Below are 15,529 nucleotides of genomic sequence, written 5' to 3'. Positions count from 1 at the left end.
CCTTATGCCATGCCTGCAATGCGTTTGCGTTTAAATACTCTTGATTTTTTATTTCGCCTACTTACTGCAAAATATCTAAACCCGTCAGCATCATGTGATGTGAAGTCGTGCAGCGGTTTATCTTTCCAGCATCCAAGTTTGTCATTCCATTCTTTGCGGTAACCTTCAAGGTGTGCGATGCCTTCACTACATTTATGCTCATCGAAAGCACAAAGCGGAAGGATTTCACGCACCGCCTCTATACCTTCATCGATAGATAATTTCGGCACCACTTCGAATCGCATTGAGTAATTTTCACCGTCAATCTCATAACCCTCTCGAGCTAGCTCTCTGCGTGATTTAGCATCAGAGCCAAACTCTCGGTTATCAATATCATGTGGGCCATTGTGACTAGCGTAGGTGTAACCTCTATCTTTCAGCACTTTCATATAGTGCCGCAGACCTTCACCGCTGTTTGAGTAGTGATCGATAACGTGGAACTCTTCACCGACCTCACGAATAAACCAAATAGCCGTGGAGTCACCCACACCGATATCCCAATAGGTATGTACTGGTAAGTGTGAATTATCAGGAAGTGTGCCAATGCGTTTATTTTCGTACAGGAAGCGAAATTGTTTAGCGTAGTAAGCGCCTTCAACAGATTGCTGAAATGCCTCAGATGGTATTGACGGGTATTCACGCTTCATGTCATCGCCAAGTGTTTTCTCTTTAGCGTAATACCAAGCTTTCTGACGCTCGTTTAATTGAACACCATGCTTACTGGATATTTCATCAAAGTAATCAACTAATCGCTGTGGTAATTGCTCAACAGGGTCGATTGCATATTCGGGATTCTTCCACCACGAGAAGAAAAAGAATTTCCAGTCTAGGTTAGATAATCGCTTATCCTGGAGTTGTGATTTTTCAGCCGACTGGCAGTAATCATAGAAATAACCTGCTCGGCCTTCCGCTGTACTTTCAATCGTCGTGAAACAATCGCTTGATACTGCCTCAAACGCACCAGTGACAATCTCGCGGGCTTTATCAGGATACTTAGCGCATATCTTGCCGAACTCAGATATATGCAGGTAACGAAGTGTGCCGCCACGAAACGAGGTGCTTACATAAAGCGAGCCGCCATTGCTAAAAACTAATTCACCAACTGAATCATTCTTGGCTGGATTTGCTCGGCGAATCATTATCGGCAGGTTGTCGTATGCGTATTTAACCTTTTCCCTAAATAATCGCTTAGCATCATTTAAGGTATGGGCTATCAATGCACACTTAGCTGACTCAAATAAAGCGGCATCCAACTGAACAATGCAAACAAGTGTCGTGAAGCCAAGCTGACGAGCCTTTAGAATGATATTGCGTGTATGCATGCCGCTAAAGTATTCATACTGCTCAGGTGTCATTCTAAACTTTACTTTTTTACCTTTTTTATCAGTAATGAAATAAAGATTATTTAGACGCCAGAACCTATCTTTGAGGTTCTTTTTTAGCTCTTCAAATTGCTGATTTTTTGCAGCCATATTATGACTCCGATGATATCTCTTTCAGCAGTTCTGACATTTGCTCATCCATTGAATGTTCGATTTTCTTCGGTGGCTCCCAGCCCTGCATATCAGCTAATTGCTTAATGGCCGCTTTCGGGTCATGAAGCTTTAACTTGATACCGTCTTTACCTGCGGTGAGTTCAGATATTGCCGCTAGTGCTTTCGAGTCTTGTAATGCGGAGTCTTTAAATTTCCACACTGCTTGAATAACAGGGTTGCCGTCATCATCAACGCCCATCTTATGCTCACTGAACTCTACCATTTCTGATACTGAGCTACGTCCAATTGAAGATAGCCGCTCTAGTGCTTCCTCACGCGTCATAATTGCGCTAGAAATGGCGGCCTCGTTCATTGAATCTAGGAATGCTTTTACCCTAAGATTTCCAAAGATTTGACTTGCCGAAACGCCAGCCGCTTTTTCACTCTTAGCCTTGTATCCAGCCTGTTTGTAGGCATCTGTTTGATTTAATCCTTTCAAGATGCCTAACGCGAATTGCTGTTGCTGTTTCGTCAGGGCATCAAAAAGAACTTTCTGCTCATCTGTGAGCGTTGGTTTTTTCTGAGCCATTTTTTACCTCAATCAGAACATTTAACTGGTTATGTTTATATATGCTCGGTAATCAGTGATACCTTTGACGATATAAACTTATATAAATCTCTATTAACGCCACTCAATGAATGACGTTTGTAGAATTTTATAAAACTAAGCTTTCATCTCGGCAGGGGATAACTCCCCCTCTTCAAACCATGCATCCTGAGCGCGGCCATCAGCAGATAAATAATGGATGTAATATTGATTTGGACCATCTTGATATTCAGCGCGAGCTTTAACATTACCTTCCTCACCACTGATAGTTACTTGTACTGCTTGACCTAATTCATGTTTAAACATGGTATTTCTCCATTAAATAGCCGGCTCACTCGAACCGGCTTTGTGACTTGCAATAAAAAAGGCCGCTGAGCGACCTATTCAATATTTGGTAAGTACATCTGAGCTTCTTTCACAACTCGCTCTCTTGCGGTTAGTAGTAATTGCTTCCTGCCACCAACTCCCCAGTTAGCCATTGTCCTTGCGCGGCTACTTACGTTTTTAGTTTCAGCATTAATAACGTAATCCAATTTATTCAGTCTAGTCATTACATCAAGGCCTTTTCTTACTACCGACTGAAAGATTTCATACACTCTAATTTCAAACGCCGGATTTAGCCAAGCTGCATATCTAATAGCAATCAACTCCAGTCCCCACGACCCTTTATTGACCCCCGTCCTAACAGTTTCAACTGATGCGATTTTTTTCGCATCACTCAATGCTTTGATAAATCGCCTAACCTGCTTTGTTTTTAGAAATTCACCGGGTCTCTGTGACTCAGTTGCCTTTCCGTCTAAAACGGCGGCTGCATGCAAATCATTTAAATTGTATCGCCCATGACTATCAACGCGAACTGATACGCTATCAATGCTTACTCTTGGATAACTCATAGTGCTTACCTTACTTAGTAATGAGCCTTTGCCACATAGGAAAATCAGCCCATCGAAGCGCACCAGCTATAACTGATCACCTCAAAGACTCATTACCTAAATATTGGCTCGATGTTTTTAGATGTGTGTGTGCATGTGGTGCACAGGGTGAAATGCGATTTTTGTAGGTATTAAAAAGCCCCTGATTTCTCAGGGGCTCATTTTTGTATGCTCTATTCCGTATTTGCTTACAATTAAACTCAAATATTAAAAAATAAGTCTATATGCTTAGCGCGTATTCAATTTATTTTCTCGCCTTGCCCCGATAGCTGGGGCTATTTTATTTTTGTGCGCCTCAATTTCCCGTATTGCTTTCTTATCTAAAATATCCACTTGCAGAGATAAATCAAACCTTCAATTACTCCCCATCCGAGCACCGCACACACAAACCCAAGGAAGAGGAACGCTCCCGATCCGGGTAGGTTATTAAACATAATTACCACCTTGTTATTTACTATGCCTAGCCGCCTCAATCTCTCGAATGGCTTTTTTATCTAAGTTGCACTTTGCTATTGAGTTCATCGCATCAGCCAGTAGTTGAGGGAAGTCTCCCCAATCTACTTTTTCTGGAATGTCGGGCTGAGGACAATCAGCGGTTAATTGCGCTGGTATCGGTGGCGACTGAACGGGAATCAATACCTCTTTTGTATTTCCGCAGCTCACTAATAACATCATCGGGCACAGCAGCATTAGCGCACTCATTGTCTTTGAGTACTGTTTTGATAACAGTTTTAACTTTGACATGTTCTGAGTCCTCTAATTGCTCTGCTTTGATGTTGGCTTGAGATATGCGGTCAAATATAGAGAGCGTCCGATACACATTAAAAACAACGCGGTTACTCTCTATAATCTTTTGGTCTTTCTGGTTGCTTAGTTCTTTCTCGTGAGCTAATGCAGATAGAATCCAGAGGGAGAAAAATAGAAACGCAGCAAGCCAACCAGTGATTGGACTAGTTATCCATTTCATATCACTTCACGCCGTTATGCTCTAACGAATAGTGATTGCCATCATTGAATCGACCGCCCCACGTACCACCGATGGATTCCCAATACTCACCTAGTAACTTATGATCACTTGATGCTGTTAAGTACTTGCCATCTTTAAATAGATTGAAATCAACCGCTAGACGTTGAGTATGCAGGCTATTTTTAATGCCGGCGCCAGATTTAGCATTTAATGCCGCTTGTTCTGGTGTTCGATACGCTTCTGAGAATGTAAGCTCATAGCCGTTGTCATATGCGAAGATAATTAAATCTGCAATCATTCGAGTAAACTTGCGTTGCTTTTCACCTAATGTCACTTTCTACCTCCTGAATATTTAGCCCAAAAGAAATCCAGCGCTAGCGATCCCATCGCGCCGCACATTCCTGCTGCAAATACCGTGTAATAGAAGGATGCGTTTAACTCGACAGACAACACCCCTCCCATAATTCCAGAGAACCCAGATACCATCATTTGCATTACTGCGCCGAGCCAGCTCCAGCGATAACCATTGCGTTTGTTCTCGATGATATATCTGGCCAAGCCCCCATACAGCGAGATGGCGAATATGACACCCCACGCCGTGGCGGTGACTTTAATTTTTTCGTCTTCCATTTGTGCCATACCGCCTCCTGTTGGAGGAATTTAGTTAATGAAATGCCGCGCACAATCTCTATGCGTCAATTAAGTGTGTGATTAGAATTCTGTGGCGGCGTATTTGAATTAGTGACGGGCGCAACTCCGTCTAGTGCGCGTTCATCGATTTCTCTGCATGAGGTTTTCGATAAATTATTGAAAAACAGCTCGCCAGTAGGCCTTAGATTTGGAGCGGGTAACAAAGTAATGGAATGACCAATCTAATTTCAGTTGCTCTTTTGTTTTTCCTGAAAGCTTCATACATAATTTAATCATTAGGTTCTTCATATTTTCTCCAATAAAAAAGGCCGCTTCAGCGACCTTGATTGATATCGGAGAGTTAATTGATTACTTCCCCGATGAACTTAGCATTAATTGAAATATTCATTTGTTGCATGCCTTCTATATGGCCTGCTAAAACATAATCCCTTCCGGAATCAGCGATGTTTAAAATTAAATTGAATTTATCTATATCACCAAACACTGAAGTAGCAGACTTATCATGTCTTTCTATTGTTAACGTGACTTGAGTGTTATTCGCTTTACCTCTGTACAGGTAAGCAAAGTCACCGCCATTAATAACGTTACCTTTAACTACTACTGTGCCATTTCCAAAATATTGAGAGTTACTTCTGAATCTTACAAAGTAAATACCATCTTTCATAAATACCTCATGCAGTAATTTTTAGCTGAAAATCAGCAAAGTGACTTTACCGCAATCTAGTAAATATATCTAATGAATGGCGTATACGAAAAAAGGCCGCACTAGCCGACCTCTTGAATGTGAACTATCCGGAAATTCCGGAGAGTTGAATTAGCGATATGGGGATTCCCATAACGGAATAATATCAATACGTTAGATTATGCTACCCTCATTGATGAGGGAACCAAAACCCTCGAATTCGGGGGAATTAAAATCCTTCGAATTCACCAAGCATATAAACCTCTAAATGCAAAAAGCCCCTACCGGAGTAGAGGCTCTATTTTTCTTTCCGAGAGAATAAATTGCAAAACTCCCACTATTAGAGTCAAGTTACCACAGAAAAGAGATTTTTGCAATTAGTCATTAGGAATATTAGATATTAATTAGTTACCTTTTTTAGTATGCAATCAGCGTTATTTTCCGCTTTTTCGCACTCGTTAATTAATAAATCATAAAAAGGTTTAATGTTTTTTTTCCACGTAGCAATGCTAATGTCCGGTGTGTATCTAGCTACAACAGCAAACGCCTTACTTGCAGGAACTCGCTCATAACCACGCCCACAGCAACGTTTGCAGGTTTTTTTGACTACTTCGCCAGTCTCTTTCATTTTTACTAAATCAATGGATTCTCCACGGCCTTTGCAGTCATTGCACGCACAAGAAATAACCCCCTTCCCATTGCATTTATCACACATGACCTGCTCAGCATCGTCAACTAACCTGATGGATCCCTCAACTACCTTTCTTACTTTGATGGCCTTGGTTTTGAACCCCTTTCCTCGACAGCATTTACATTCGGTAACGCTTGCGGCAGACCTGCAATAATCCTCATATGCGAATTTTGCGAGAATTTGCATCGCCTTTGCTTTAACCTTTCCATCTAGTTTGCGTAAGGCTGCAACCTTATCGCAATGTTTCAAAGCATATTGAGTTAATAACTGTACCGCTCTCACCTTGTCATTCTGGCTAATCTCCATCTTTCCAGAGAACGCAGAAAAGCCGAATGACTCCTTACTTTGGCAATAGCCGATAGCCCCCATCACATCAGTTCCTGTTAGCGAATCTGGTGATGTAGCTCTGGGTGAATCAGATATCGAGGTAGACTTGGCAAAATGATATTTTACTGTGCTTTCTAGGTTCATCTTACCTCCGGCAATACAGTGTGATATCTATCCGAGTGAGTAGTGTAAGCTACGTGCTGCCGACCTTTGGTTGCTCTGCTATGCGCTACGACTTTTAATATGTTCCCTTTCCTCTGGATAACGGCATAATGAAAGCCGTGATCTAAATGGCAACCTCTAGCTTTTTGTATTGCGTCACATAGGTTAAGCGCTAGCATCTTCTATCTCCCATATCGTGATATCCAAGGATCCACCATTAACTTTCTCGCCACGCCTTATGCGGAAATCATCTATCTGCTCGTCGTCATCCCAAAAATTGGCATGAGTAAGGGAATCGAAAACAGCTTTAGGCAGGTTATCGAGGTCTCTTTTACGTTTATCAGGTGGGTTTGCAGTGATGACTATTTTGATGCGGGAAGTGGTTTTGATATCTAGGTTTTGCTGCTCTATATAATCGGTTATTTTCTTTCGGTAGTTTGTGCCTTTGGGTGATATGTAGTGCCTGCCTCTACAATGTCGCCAATACGTGTTATTGCTCGGTGGCCACGGTAGTTTAAGGTGATATTCATTCATGCCTTAATCTTTCCCTCCCTTAGCAATACATCCTGTGTTCGCATTACGCCCTCTAGGTGACATTGCCTTGCGTAGCCAGAGTCAACATAATGAGTTCTGCGGTCAGTTTCGTCATGGCAAGCACTACACGCCCAAGCTATAAACAAATCGCTAGGCTTACACCCCGTGCCGCATAATCCTGCCATTCGATAATGAGCACCCACTACAGTTTCAGAATTGCCATTACATACCGAAGGGATCCTTACTTGGCACTCTCGACCTTTTGCCTCTTTACGTAAGTTAGCCATACATAACCCCCATCGCTAAAGTGACAATCGAAAAGAGTATAATCACATGTCGGGTTCTAATCATTTTATCTGCCTCATAGTCAGCCCATAGCCAAACACCGCACCAGTGTCGATATACTCTTGATTGGCTCGCTTAACTGTGCCTTTAATCATTGGTGTGTGCCCAAATAGAAACAGATCAGCGCCTTTAATTTCACGCACATTCTCGTCACCAATACGCTCACGGCTCCAAATTACATACTGTTCATCTACTGGTTTGCCGAACGCGTATTCATCGGATGGATAATCAGCATGTGCAATGACCGTCTTTTTATCGTTCACATTGACCTCGATAATTAGTGGTAGTTGCTTCGCTTTAGCTAGGCAGGATCGGGATAAAACTTCGTTATCGTAGTCCTGCATGAAAAACCAATCGCCGCCGTTATAGAGCCAGTTATGGGAAGGCGCTCCATTAAACAAAGCATCAATAGCCATTTGCTCATGATTGCCACGCACAGCCCTGAACCATTTTTCATTAATCAAGTCTAGGCATTCGACGTTTTGATCACCCCTATCTATTAAGTCGCCCACTGAAATTAATAAATCTTTTTCTTTATCAAAATCAACTCGATGCATGTTTCTTTTTAATAGATTGAAACATCCGTGAATGTCGCCAACCGCCCAAATATGCCGATATTGATCACCATCGATTCTGAGATAAATTCCGTTGCGTTCTTCGCTCACTTTCTCGCCCTCCGCTTCTTGGCTGCTCGGTTTATCTTTGCGTGACCTGTGATACGATTAGTTGATGTGGGGTAGCTGTAAACTTGGCGTTCATTCTCCATAACCCACGGGATAAATGGCTCGGGATTTGAGACTAACGATAACCCTAACTTAGCGCCTATCCCTGCTATCGCTATTTGTAATCTGTTCATTTAATCTCCCTATCAATATTCCAGTGAACTATCATTTTTTAGCTCATGTTCTGCGCAAAATTTCTGCCAATTCCTTTCAATGCGCTTGCTCATAAATTTAACTCTGCAAGACTTTGCGTGATGGATTGTCACGTAAAGACCATCGTTCATTGGTCTATCTGCTTTGAATCTTTTAGCTACTGGAACGAGAACCAAATGTAAGTATTCAAACGTATTCATCGCTCTTGCTGCTCCTTGAGTTTCATGTATTCCGAATTGCTTGGGATTGTCACGAGACAACCTATACCGGCCGCCCAGCATTCAACCTGCTCCATGAAGTGGAACATTTCACCTGTATCTAACTTTGATGTTTTTCGTAGCGTCCTGACGCGCTCTATATCTTGCGTGGTGGCGTCTATCATTTCAGCGACCTCATAGCCTAGGAATGTATGCTTTAACATCTCCTTGACGGTCTCAGGCGTGAAATTAGACTTTTTCTTACACAGATATTTACTTATCTCTCCGCACCACATATGGAAAGCGGCATTCTGAGATAGTGATCGCGTAGACTTCCAAGGCTTGATGATGATTCGGTGTGGTTGGTTTGTTGCTAGAGCTTCTTTGAGGTGTTGCCATGCTGTGGTTTTGGTTGATTCGTGGAAGAGGAAATCTGCTTCCAAGTTAGTCTCCTATAACAACGGCTCCCGTAATCCTGTTTTCACATATTTGATATTGTGGGCAACTAAAATCTCCCACTCGTCATAATCGTGACCAAAAAAATGACCTCCAGCCCAAGCTCCATCATTATCTTGGTCATTCAGTATGAAATCCCATTGCTCATCGTTGAGTGCCACAAGCCTGTCAACGTTGGCGTCAAATACCTGTTGCTTAATCATTCGTGCAAGTGGTGATTCCATCACTCACCCTCTGGCATTGGTGGTGAGTACCACTCAGTTACATTGCCCAATATTCTGCTTTTCCCGTTTCTACTAAAGTGAATAAAAACTGGCTTTTTCTGCTCATCGTAGATAAATATAGCTCTAGTATTTGCACCATTGTTTTTAGTCAAAACTACTGCGTAATCGTTAGGCAATTTCTCACTCACCTTAACCCAATTAGTTCCCTGCATTAGATACCGCCCTAGTCATAAAAATAATCCTGCTGACATAAAGTTAATAACCGAATGAACGCCTTTCCGCGTGGGATTAACTTCTTATAGTTAATTACTGTCTCACGAAAAAATATGTCGTACCCGGAAGTGCCTGCCAAAGAGGCAGCACTGTATTTTCTCTGAGTTAATGTCATCGCTTGATTTTCGTATGCATCATTCAGCTCTGTTAACGTTGTTCCTTTCATCACTCACACCTCTAATTAATATTGATATTCTTAGTGCAAAACTTAAACATCCACCTTATTAGGCATGTCATCACTAACGCCTGAATAATCACTATTGGCAATGCCCCTAGATAAACATGAAGATTAAACTCGCCTAACTTATCTATCGCTATTAGGAGTGATACTAAGCCCCAAGCGATAAGTTGAAATAGAAATGCCAGCGTGTTGCTACTAAATATCCTGACGAGTGCCTTCTGATGCCATTTCATCACTCAACACCTCTACCCTTTGTGGCTGTAAATTATTGACATAGCGACAATTGATAGTAAAAAGTTAGACCACCATGCGCCATATTCACTTGATGCCGTCATAATCAAAATGTAAGTGACGGCGATTAGAAATAACCAATCTGACATCTAGAAGTCCTTATGATTTGGTGTGTTACACGTCTGCGCCTTGGAATCGGCGTTGCTGGGGTTTACTGCTTTGCAGACAAGCATTAGCGGCTTCCATCTGGTCCACATCCATAAAGTGGCCATTTTTAAATCGCTGGTACACGGTCCCCGTTTTCCCAAAGCGGTTTTTAGTTACGATCACTTCAGCATATGGGGCCGCTGATGAGTTCTCATTGTAAACCGCGTCACGATAAAGCATGACGATCAGGTCCGCATCTTGCTCAATACTGCCTGAATCCCGTAGGTCACCGTTGGTAGGCCGTTTGTTAGGGCGCTTCTCAACTTCACGAGATAACTGGCTCAGTGAGATAACTGGGGTTAGCAGCTCTTTAGCCATGCCTTTTAGGTTTGAAGATATATAACCGATCGCCAAATCATTACGCTCTGCTTTCGGTTTTTCTATCAGACCCAAGTAATCGACAAGGATTAGTGCTAGTGCTGGGTATTGCTGCTTATGGCGTTTTGCTATGGCTCTTATTTGGTCCACATCTAACTTACTAGCATCAACAACCCAAACATCTAAATCTTGAACTTGCCCAATTCCACTTGAAACTCTAGCCCATCCTTCATCGTCCATTTTTGCAGGGTTTCTCAGTGATGAAACTGACAGGCCAGACGCTCCAGCAATTTGGCGCTCAATAATTTGGCGAGAACTCATTTCCATTGAGAAAATTAAAACGCCTTTTTTTCGGCCCGTTTGTTTATCAACCTGTGAGGCTACTCCTTCGGTGATCCGCAGAGCCATTTCTGTTTTTCCCATTGCAGGACGTGCAGCGATAATCACTAGGTCAACAGGGTTAATGCCGCCTGTAATTTCATCAAGCTCATGAATACCTGTTTTTAGCGTGTCGGATTCATCGCCATTGGTTAGGCGTTGCTCCAGTACCTCTGTAAAATCAGCTATCAGGTCCTTGGTGTGAACAGGTTTAATCTCATCGTTAGCGGCCCGTAGCTCATTGGCCTTTTTGATGAGTTGGTCCATTGCTTCGGCTGCTGCGTCAATTGTTCCCGATTCGATAACGTGGCGATGCTGATCCATCAAACTAATCATTTCACGCCGGTTGTGATTATCGGCTACCATCGAAGCATAGCCTTTCAAGTTTGCTGCGCTTGGGCAGTCTTTAGCAGCTTGCATGATATCGGCGAAATGTTTATCGCCCATAGCCTCGGCAACCATCATTAAATCAATCATGCCGCGAGTCTTGGCTTGCTTCTGGATAACTTTGTAGGCTTCACGGTAGAAATGAGATCCGAATGCTTCAGGTTTCAAGGTGGCTAGCACATCTGATGCGTTGAGTGTTAATCCTTCGAGTAGCAAGCCGCCGATCACGCTAGCTTCGATTTGGTTGTTGACCATTAGAATCCCCTGTCAGCAAATTTCCCTTCACGAACCCCTGTCAGAGTTGTGTCTCTCAGTAAATAATCAATATCTGCGGTCCAGCCTGTATTATTTTCACCAAAATAAAATGGCTTAGCCATTCTCACAAAGGCTCGAACATAGGCCCGCCACCCATCAACATTTTGCGTTGCGAGGTTTTTGATTATTTTCCTGATCCGAGTTTTACGTTTCTCATTGGCTTCAACAGCGTGAGGTAATCTATCTCCAACTTCCTCGTTGTAGGCATTGAGATATTCGTCGTAGTTAACTGGTTGAGATTTTCGCTTAGAAGGTTTAGTCAATTCTCCCCCTTTCACCTCTTGAGGGGTAAGGGGTGTATTACTTTCTTTCTTTTCTTTTGAAAGAGTTTCTTTTGTGTTTAGCTGACTTGGCTTATCCTTGTTAGCTACTTTAGCTAATCTTTCATTAGCTGACTTGGCTAATGTTTCGCTAGATTGGCTAATGTCAAATTTCCACTCATTGAATGCCTTGTTAATTCCTATTTGATTACCTGATGAAATAACAATATTCATAGCTATCATTTCATTTTTGGCCTTGCATACATGAGTGTGATGAATGCCTGTCATTGAAGCTATTTGAGTATTTGTGATTCGGTCCAGTTTTTTACTAAACCCATATGTTTTTCTAACTATTGCCAGAAATACTTTTAGTTGCCTAGCCGTCAAATCAGACGACATAGCAGCCTCAAGAAGGTCATTAGCAATTCTGGTATAGCCATCTTCAAGGTTTGCCACTTTCGGCCTCTCTTGCTGTCGTTGGTTGCCAAAATCAGCGTATGCAACGTTACCCATGCTGTTTCCCTCCTGTGACTTCCTGACGATGCTCAAGCCGTAATTTTGCATCTTCCAATGCTGACCTGAGTGCCTTAGCTCCCTGCTCAGTGACCGAGCGATTAGCCCGATCACGCATGACGTTTTTATGCGCAGCGCTGTAATTAAATTTATTTCTCATGTATAATTACTCCTGCTTACTAAAGTTAAATAAGTTCCATCTGAGCCTCATCGGTTGCCGCCTTTGAGGTTTTTCTTTTTGGGTATCTGATATGCTCTAGCATCTGAATTAATGCCCTAGCCTCATCACCCTGAATAATCACATCTTGAATTGGTGCATCGAACCCTATTGCGTCCAACAGTCTTGCCGCCTTCTCAACAAAGCCGTTCTCAGCTTGCCATCTAGTGATTTGAGATTCGTGTACTCCAACAGCCTTAGCTACTTGCTTAGGGGTGGTTAAGATGATTCCTTTACGAATACGAGCCTCAATTGCCCGTACATTGCGTGTAGTTGCGTAGTCCATTGTTTATATTCCTTCATAGAAAAACAGTTATTCCGTTGCTCACGATCCTGTGAGTTGAGTTTTGAAGTGCGCGTTTTTCAGCGCAGAGGTGTTAAAGAGCGGTAAAGTTATGCAGCTTGAGGTGGGAAAACGTCATCTAATGAGCATTTCGCACCAAGTTTCTGTAATGCCTCAACGATTACTCGACAATCATTAAGGCTAGGCGTTCTAATACTTAGCTCGTAGTTTGCAATACGAGATTGACCCCATCCGATTGATGAAGCCAAAACAGCCTGAGAAATTCCTAATTTTTTTCGCTGTTCTGCGATGTTATTCATTGTGTGTATCCTCCATGTCTACAACCCCTATTACACACAATATGTGATTAACTGTCAATCACGAATCGTTTAAATACTTACATCACGTTTTGTGTTAAAAGATAACCATGAAAAAAATAAATGAAATAATTGGCGAGAGACTGAAGTCTATTCGTGAATCTAGAGGGTTAAGTCAAGCGCAACTTGCAAAGCTGTGCGGATATTCCGCAGCCTCTAGAATTGGAAATTATGAACTTGGGGAAAGAAAGATAAGTGCTGATGATGCTTTAGTTATCAGCGAAGCTTTAGGTGTTTCACCTGCGGAATTGATGTTTGGTGATAGAAGTGATCAGGTTGTTAGCAACTATGAGTACCCTCTATTTTCCAAGGTGCAAGCAGGGGCTTTTACTGAAAATAGCAACGCATACACTAGAAGCGATGCCATCGCATGGATACCAACAGCCAAGAAGGCAAGCGATAGTGCATTCTGGTTAGAAGTTGAAGGTCACTCGATGACAGCCCCACAAGGTGGGCGTCCTAGCTTCCCTGAAGGGATGCTGATACTTGTTGACCCTGAGCAAGAGGTTAGCTTTGGTGACTTCTGTATAGCTCGCCTGATGAACGATGAGTTCACATTTAAGCGTCTAATTCGAGAAGGTGAAACAGAATACCTTGAGCCATTAAACCCACGGTTCGAAATGATACCGATTAATGGCAACTGCCAGATTATAGGCAAAGTGGTTAAGTCTCAGTGGCCTGACGACACGTTTTAGGGTGTGGGGAATAAATAAGTTGGATTTTTATTGACAGAAAGATAGGGAAGTTACCATAATGGTAAATCGAAAGATTTTAAGTCAGTATAAAAACTCGCCACCTGCGGACGGTGATGCTAGGAAGATATTAGGCGGCCCACTATACACTGAGGATCAAGTCATTTCAGCGGTTCAAGCCATTCCTTGGACAAGGAAATGTAAAAATGATACTGCAAATCTTCGTTTAGATAATGATGAGTTACTTAGTCTAATTAAGGATGCGGTTACTCTTGGTAGGTATAAAGATTCAGAGTGGTGTACTGATAGACCTGACGGAAATTTTGTAGCATGCGATTCATATGTTTATAAAAAAAGAGTCTGGTCAGATAGCCAATCTAAAGAAGTTATAGATGAGTATTTTGTTAAGTTTTGCGTTGGTCAAAACGGTGTGTTGTTGCTTGCTGTATCTTGCCATCTATAGCATTGAGGTGAATATGAAAAAAGAAATATGCCCTGTGTGCGGATTGGGCCACCTTAGTTCGACAGTGGAATCTGTTGAATTTGAATACAAAACCATAAAGAAAGCTTTAAATACTAAATATTCTATCTGTGATGAATGTGGTTCTGAAATAGCAACTGCTGACGATGCTAAGTTTAATAAAAGGTCTGTTACTGCTTTCCATAAGCAGGTTGATGGCTTATTAACTGGTAAGGAATTAAAAGAAATTCGCAAAGAATTAGGAATAACTCAACAACAAGCATCCGCAATATTTGGTGGCGGGCCTAACTCATTCACTAAATATGAGCATGACGATGTTATTCAGTCAGTCGCTATGGACAAATTCATCCGTACCGCTTACAAACATGAGGTTGTTTTCTTAGACCTGTGTGAACAGGCAGGAATATCGACTAGTAAAATGCACTTAAATAAAATAATAAAAGCCTCTATACAAAAAGAAGTTCCGAGCCAATATATAGAATTCTCTCATTACTCGCATGGCAAGTCTGCAAAACAATTAGTTTGCTAAAATAGAGATTACCAATGGATATTGAACTAACGCACAAACGAGTTGATCAGCTGACAATGGAGTCCCTTACAAAGGGGCAGATTGAACAGGAGCAACCAATTACTGTTAATATAGGCTCAACGGTTTACGCTCATGATCAAGATAAAAAAATGGTCAGAATTAATTATCCTGTGATAGTTACAGTAAAAGATAATGTCACCATTTCAATAGGCTACAATTTTTATTTTAAGCTAAGCGAAAGTGTTGCTGATGATTTCCACAAATCAGAAGTTGCACGTAAAACAGCGCCAGCACTAGCCTATCCATACATAAAATCATATATAGAGAGCGTTTTGCTTCTATCTGGATATAGAGATTTCAGCATCCCATTTTTGGACTTCAATAAAGACCCATTTGATTTTTTTGAATAACCATACCCCCAGCCCTCCCCGCGAGGGCTTTTTTGTGCCCGCAATTCCCCGCCAGTGTGATCTCTGACACAAACCGTGTCTATAAATAAAATATTTTCCATTTCAAATCATCACGTTAATTCAATAACAATCAAATAAACACATTTTGTGGTTGACATTAAAATCACAATTTGTGAATATACTACTCATCGAAGGCAAGGAGCCATAGATAAACAGGATGTTAGCTCTTTAAGCAGATAGCGCTGTAAAAGCGCAAACCAAAGACAGTATGTTTTGGGATTGGTCATCGCTCCGCTAAGCGTGAATGGTAGAT

At 41.9% G+C, this 15,529-nt stretch carries 27 protein-coding genes; 4 read left to right on the top strand and 23 right to left on the bottom strand.

Translation table 11 applies throughout. The annotated features are described in order from the left end of the window. Nucleotides 1-2: 2 nt before the first annotated feature. The 23 genes from MNY66_RS04775 to MNY66_RS04675 form a co-directional block, all read right to left on the bottom strand. Complete coding sequence (locus MNY66_RS04775; protein WP_241501537.1) at nucleotides 3-1,511, bottom strand: terminase large subunit; 1,509 nt, start codon at nucleotides 1,509-1,511, stop codon at nucleotides 3-5. A gap of 1 nt (nucleotide 1,512) precedes the next feature. Then, a complete protein-coding gene (locus tag MNY66_RS04770; protein WP_241501536.1) occupies nucleotides 1,513-2,103 on the bottom strand; it encodes a terminase small subunit in 591 nt (196 codons plus the stop codon). A gap of 135 nt (nucleotides 2,104-2,238) precedes the next feature. Further along, on the bottom strand, nucleotides 2,239-2,427 hold the full coding sequence (locus MNY66_RS04765; protein ID WP_241501535.1) for a hypothetical protein: 189 nt from the start codon (nucleotides 2,425-2,427) through the stop codon (nucleotides 2,239-2,241). A 74-nt stretch (nucleotides 2,428-2,501) separates the two neighbouring features. Continuing rightward, a complete protein-coding gene (locus MNY66_RS04760) occupies nucleotides 2,502-3,014 on the bottom strand; it encodes a KilA-N domain-containing protein (RefSeq protein ID WP_241501534.1) in 513 nt (170 codons plus the stop codon). 486 nt (nucleotides 3,015-3,500) lie between these two features. Further along, nucleotides 3,501-3,725, bottom strand: a complete 225-nt coding sequence (lysC, locus tag MNY66_RS18020) for an Rz1-like lysis system protein LysC (protein WP_420915521.1) — start codon at nucleotides 3,723-3,725, stop codon at nucleotides 3,501-3,503. Continuing rightward, a complete protein-coding gene (locus MNY66_RS04755; RefSeq protein WP_241501533.1) occupies nucleotides 3,643-4,020 on the bottom strand; it encodes a hypothetical protein in 378 nt (125 codons plus the stop codon). Before MNY66_RS04755 ends, lysC begins: the two co-directional genes overlap by 83 nt. Nucleotide 4,021: 1 nt before the next feature. Then, nucleotides 4,022-4,354, bottom strand: a complete 333-nt coding sequence (locus MNY66_RS04750) for a M15 family metallopeptidase (RefSeq protein WP_117162742.1) — start codon at nucleotides 4,352-4,354, stop codon at nucleotides 4,022-4,024. Further along, a complete protein-coding gene (locus MNY66_RS04745; RefSeq protein ID WP_047256750.1) occupies nucleotides 4,351-4,659 on the bottom strand; it encodes a phage holin family protein in 309 nt (102 codons plus the stop codon). The genes MNY66_RS04750 and MNY66_RS04745 overlap by 4 nt, the downstream gene beginning before the upstream one ends. Before the next feature lie 352 nt (nucleotides 4,660-5,011). After that, nucleotides 5,012-5,335 (bottom strand): GrlR family regulatory protein, encoded by a 324-nt coding sequence (locus MNY66_RS04740; RefSeq protein WP_117162741.1) that lies wholly within the window; start codon nucleotides 5,333-5,335, stop codon nucleotides 5,012-5,014. Between the two features lie 418 nt (nucleotides 5,336-5,753). Further along, nucleotides 5,754-6,515, bottom strand: coding sequence for an antitermination protein Q (locus tag MNY66_RS04735; RefSeq protein ID WP_241501532.1), 762 nt, complete (start codon nucleotides 6,513-6,515; stop codon nucleotides 5,754-5,756). Nucleotides 6,516-6,698: 183 nt separating this feature from the next. Beyond that, the gene (locus tag MNY66_RS04730; protein ID WP_241501531.1) at nucleotides 6,699-7,067 is read right to left on the bottom strand and encodes a RusA family crossover junction endodeoxyribonuclease; all 369 of its coding nucleotides are present in this window, start codon (nucleotides 7,065-7,067) and stop codon (nucleotides 6,699-6,701) included. Beyond that, the gene (locus tag MNY66_RS04725; RefSeq protein WP_241501530.1) at nucleotides 7,064-7,354 is read right to left on the bottom strand and encodes a DUF1364 domain-containing protein; all 291 of its coding nucleotides are present in this window, start codon (nucleotides 7,352-7,354) and stop codon (nucleotides 7,064-7,066) included. Before MNY66_RS04725 ends, MNY66_RS04730 begins: the two co-directional genes overlap by 4 nt. A gap of 60 nt (nucleotides 7,355-7,414) precedes the next feature. Continuing rightward, nucleotides 7,415-8,077: a metallophosphoesterase gene (locus MNY66_RS04720; RefSeq protein WP_241501529.1), complete on the bottom strand. Its 663-nt coding sequence runs from the start codon at nucleotides 8,075-8,077 to the stop codon at nucleotides 7,415-7,417. Further along, nucleotides 8,074-8,268 (bottom strand): hypothetical protein, encoded by a 195-nt coding sequence (locus MNY66_RS04715; RefSeq protein ID WP_241501528.1) that lies wholly within the window; start codon nucleotides 8,266-8,268, stop codon nucleotides 8,074-8,076. Before MNY66_RS04715 ends, MNY66_RS04720 begins: the two co-directional genes overlap by 4 nt. A 215-nt stretch (nucleotides 8,269-8,483) precedes the next feature. Then, entirely contained in the window at nucleotides 8,484-8,927 is a 444-nt protein-coding gene (locus tag MNY66_RS04710) for a YbcN family protein (protein ID WP_241501527.1), read from the bottom strand. Nucleotides 8,928-8,936: 9 nt separating this feature from the next. Further along, nucleotides 8,937-9,164 (bottom strand): hypothetical protein, encoded by a 228-nt coding sequence (locus MNY66_RS04705; protein WP_241501526.1) that lies wholly within the window; start codon nucleotides 9,162-9,164, stop codon nucleotides 8,937-8,939. A gap of 223 nt (nucleotides 9,165-9,387) precedes the next feature. After that, entirely contained in the window at nucleotides 9,388-9,603 is a 216-nt protein-coding gene (locus MNY66_RS04700; RefSeq protein WP_241501525.1) for a hypothetical protein, read from the bottom strand. 260 nt (nucleotides 9,604-9,863) lie between these two features. Next, nucleotides 9,864-9,998 (bottom strand): hypothetical protein, encoded by a 135-nt coding sequence (locus MNY66_RS17935; RefSeq protein ID WP_277629374.1) that lies wholly within the window; start codon nucleotides 9,996-9,998, stop codon nucleotides 9,864-9,866. A 25-nt stretch (nucleotides 9,999-10,023) separates the two neighbouring features. Next, on the bottom strand, nucleotides 10,024-11,394 hold the full coding sequence (locus MNY66_RS04695) for a replicative DNA helicase (RefSeq protein WP_047256742.1): 1,371 nt from the start codon (nucleotides 11,392-11,394) through the stop codon (nucleotides 10,024-10,026). After that, complete coding sequence (locus tag MNY66_RS04690) at nucleotides 11,394-12,227, bottom strand: replication protein (RefSeq protein WP_047256741.1); 834 nt, start codon at nucleotides 12,225-12,227, stop codon at nucleotides 11,394-11,396. Before MNY66_RS04690 ends, MNY66_RS04695 begins: the two co-directional genes overlap by 1 nt. Then, a complete protein-coding gene (locus MNY66_RS04685; protein ID WP_241501524.1) occupies nucleotides 12,220-12,387 on the bottom strand; it encodes a hypothetical protein in 168 nt (55 codons plus the stop codon). Before MNY66_RS04685 ends, MNY66_RS04690 begins: the two co-directional genes overlap by 8 nt. A 25-nt stretch (nucleotides 12,388-12,412) precedes the next feature. Continuing rightward, nucleotides 12,413-12,730, bottom strand: coding sequence for a CII family transcriptional regulator (locus MNY66_RS04680; RefSeq protein ID WP_241501523.1), 318 nt, complete (start codon nucleotides 12,728-12,730; stop codon nucleotides 12,413-12,415). Nucleotides 12,731-12,837: 107 nt separating this feature from the next. Further along, the gene (locus MNY66_RS04675) at nucleotides 12,838-13,047 is read right to left on the bottom strand and encodes a helix-turn-helix transcriptional regulator (protein WP_006657610.1); all 210 of its coding nucleotides are present in this window, start codon (nucleotides 13,045-13,047) and stop codon (nucleotides 12,838-12,840) included. 107 nt (nucleotides 13,048-13,154) lie between these two features. On the opposite strand from MNY66_RS04675, the gene MNY66_RS04670 reads away from it, so the two are divergent. From MNY66_RS04670 to MNY66_RS04655, 4 genes are read left to right on the top strand one after another with little or no spacing between them, the layout of a single operon-like run. Further along, nucleotides 13,155-13,799 (top strand): LexA family protein, encoded by a 645-nt coding sequence (locus tag MNY66_RS04670; protein ID WP_006657611.1) that lies wholly within the window; start codon nucleotides 13,155-13,157, stop codon nucleotides 13,797-13,799. Between the two features lie 58 nt (nucleotides 13,800-13,857). Further along, on the top strand, nucleotides 13,858-14,259 hold the full coding sequence (locus tag MNY66_RS04665) for a hypothetical protein (RefSeq protein ID WP_241501522.1): 402 nt from the start codon (nucleotides 13,858-13,860) through the stop codon (nucleotides 14,257-14,259). 13 nt (nucleotides 14,260-14,272) lie between these two features. Next, a complete protein-coding gene (locus tag MNY66_RS04660; RefSeq protein WP_241501521.1) occupies nucleotides 14,273-14,806 on the top strand; it encodes a type II toxin-antitoxin system MqsA family antitoxin in 534 nt (177 codons plus the stop codon). Between the two features lie 14 nt (nucleotides 14,807-14,820). After that, a complete protein-coding gene (locus MNY66_RS04655; RefSeq protein WP_241501520.1) occupies nucleotides 14,821-15,216 on the top strand; it encodes a hypothetical protein in 396 nt (131 codons plus the stop codon). Nucleotides 15,217-15,529 lie beyond the last annotated feature (313 nt).

This window comes from Moellerella wisconsensis (genome assembly GCF_022592395.1).
GTDB lineage: Bacteria > Pseudomonadota > Gammaproteobacteria > Enterobacterales > Enterobacteriaceae > Moellerella > Moellerella wisconsensis.
Note: the sequence above shows the minus strand (reverse complement) of the source record. Positions and strands in the feature narration are given on the sequence as shown.

Coding starts and splice junctions, on each gene's coding strand:
- MNY66_RS04775 (WP_241501537.1), bottom strand. CDS start 1,511: ATGGCTGCAAAAAATCAGCAATTTGAAGAGCTAAAAAAGAACCTCAAA.
- MNY66_RS04770 (WP_241501536.1), bottom strand. CDS start 2,103: ATGGCTCAGAAAAAACCAACGCTCACAGATGAGCAGAAAGTTCTTTTT.
- MNY66_RS04765 (WP_241501535.1), bottom strand. CDS start 2,427: ATGTTTAAACATGAATTAGGTCAAGCAGTACAAGTAACTATCAGTGGT.
- MNY66_RS04760 (WP_241501534.1), bottom strand. CDS start 3,014: ATGAGTTATCCAAGAGTAAGCATTGATAGCGTATCAGTTCGCGTTGAT.
- lysC (WP_420915521.1), bottom strand. CDS start 3,725: ATGTTATTAGTGAGCTGCGGAAATACAAAAGAGGTATTGATTCCCGTT.
- MNY66_RS04755 (WP_241501533.1), bottom strand. CDS start 4,020: ATGAAATGGATAACTAGTCCAATCACTGGTTGGCTTGCTGCGTTTCTA.
- MNY66_RS04745 (WP_047256750.1), bottom strand. CDS start 4,659: ATGGCACAAATGGAAGACGAAAAAATTAAAGTCACCGCCACGGCGTGG.
- MNY66_RS04740 (WP_117162741.1), bottom strand. CDS start 5,335: ATGAAAGATGGTATTTACTTTGTAAGATTCAGAAGTAACTCTCAATAT.
- MNY66_RS04735 (WP_241501532.1), bottom strand. CDS start 6,515: ATGAACCTAGAAAGCACAGTAAAATATCATTTTGCCAAGTCTACCTCG.
- MNY66_RS04730 (WP_241501531.1), bottom strand. CDS start 7,067: ATGAATGAATATCACCTTAAACTACCGTGGCCACCGAGCAATAACACG.
- MNY66_RS04725 (WP_241501530.1), bottom strand. CDS start 7,354: ATGGCTAACTTACGTAAAGAGGCAAAAGGTCGAGAGTGCCAAGTAAGG.
- MNY66_RS04715 (WP_241501528.1), bottom strand. CDS start 8,268: ATGAACAGATTACAAATAGCGATAGCAGGGATAGGCGCTAAGTTAGGG.
- MNY66_RS04705 (WP_241501526.1), bottom strand. CDS start 9,164: ATGGAATCACCACTTGCACGAATGATTAAGCAACAGGTATTTGACGCC.
- MNY66_RS04700 (WP_241501525.1), bottom strand. CDS start 9,603: ATGAAAGGAACAACGTTAACAGAGCTGAATGATGCATACGAAAATCAA.
- MNY66_RS17935 (WP_277629374.1), bottom strand. CDS start 9,998: ATGTCAGATTGGTTATTTCTAATCGCCGTCACTTACATTTTGATTATG.
- MNY66_RS04695 (WP_047256742.1), bottom strand. CDS start 11,394: ATGGTCAACAACCAAATCGAAGCTAGCGTGATCGGCGGCTTGCTACTC.
- MNY66_RS04690 (WP_047256741.1), bottom strand. CDS start 12,227: ATGGGTAACGTTGCATACGCTGATTTTGGCAACCAACGACAGCAAGAG.
- MNY66_RS04685 (WP_241501524.1), bottom strand. CDS start 12,387: ATGAGAAATAAATTTAATTACAGCGCTGCGCATAAAAACGTCATGCGT.
- MNY66_RS04680 (WP_241501523.1), bottom strand. CDS start 12,730: ATGGACTACGCAACTACACGCAATGTACGGGCAATTGAGGCTCGTATT.
- MNY66_RS04675 (WP_006657610.1), bottom strand. CDS start 13,047: ATGAATAACATCGCAGAACAGCGAAAAAAATTAGGAATTTCTCAGGCT.
- MNY66_RS04670 (WP_006657611.1), top strand. CDS start 13,155: ATGAAAAAAATAAATGAAATAATTGGCGAGAGACTGAAGTCTATTCGT.
- MNY66_RS04665 (WP_241501522.1), top strand. CDS start 13,858: ATGGTAAATCGAAAGATTTTAAGTCAGTATAAAAACTCGCCACCTGCG.
- MNY66_RS04660 (WP_241501521.1), top strand. CDS start 14,273: ATGAAAAAAGAAATATGCCCTGTGTGCGGATTGGGCCACCTTAGTTCG.
- MNY66_RS04655 (WP_241501520.1), top strand. CDS start 14,821: ATGGATATTGAACTAACGCACAAACGAGTTGATCAGCTGACAATGGAG.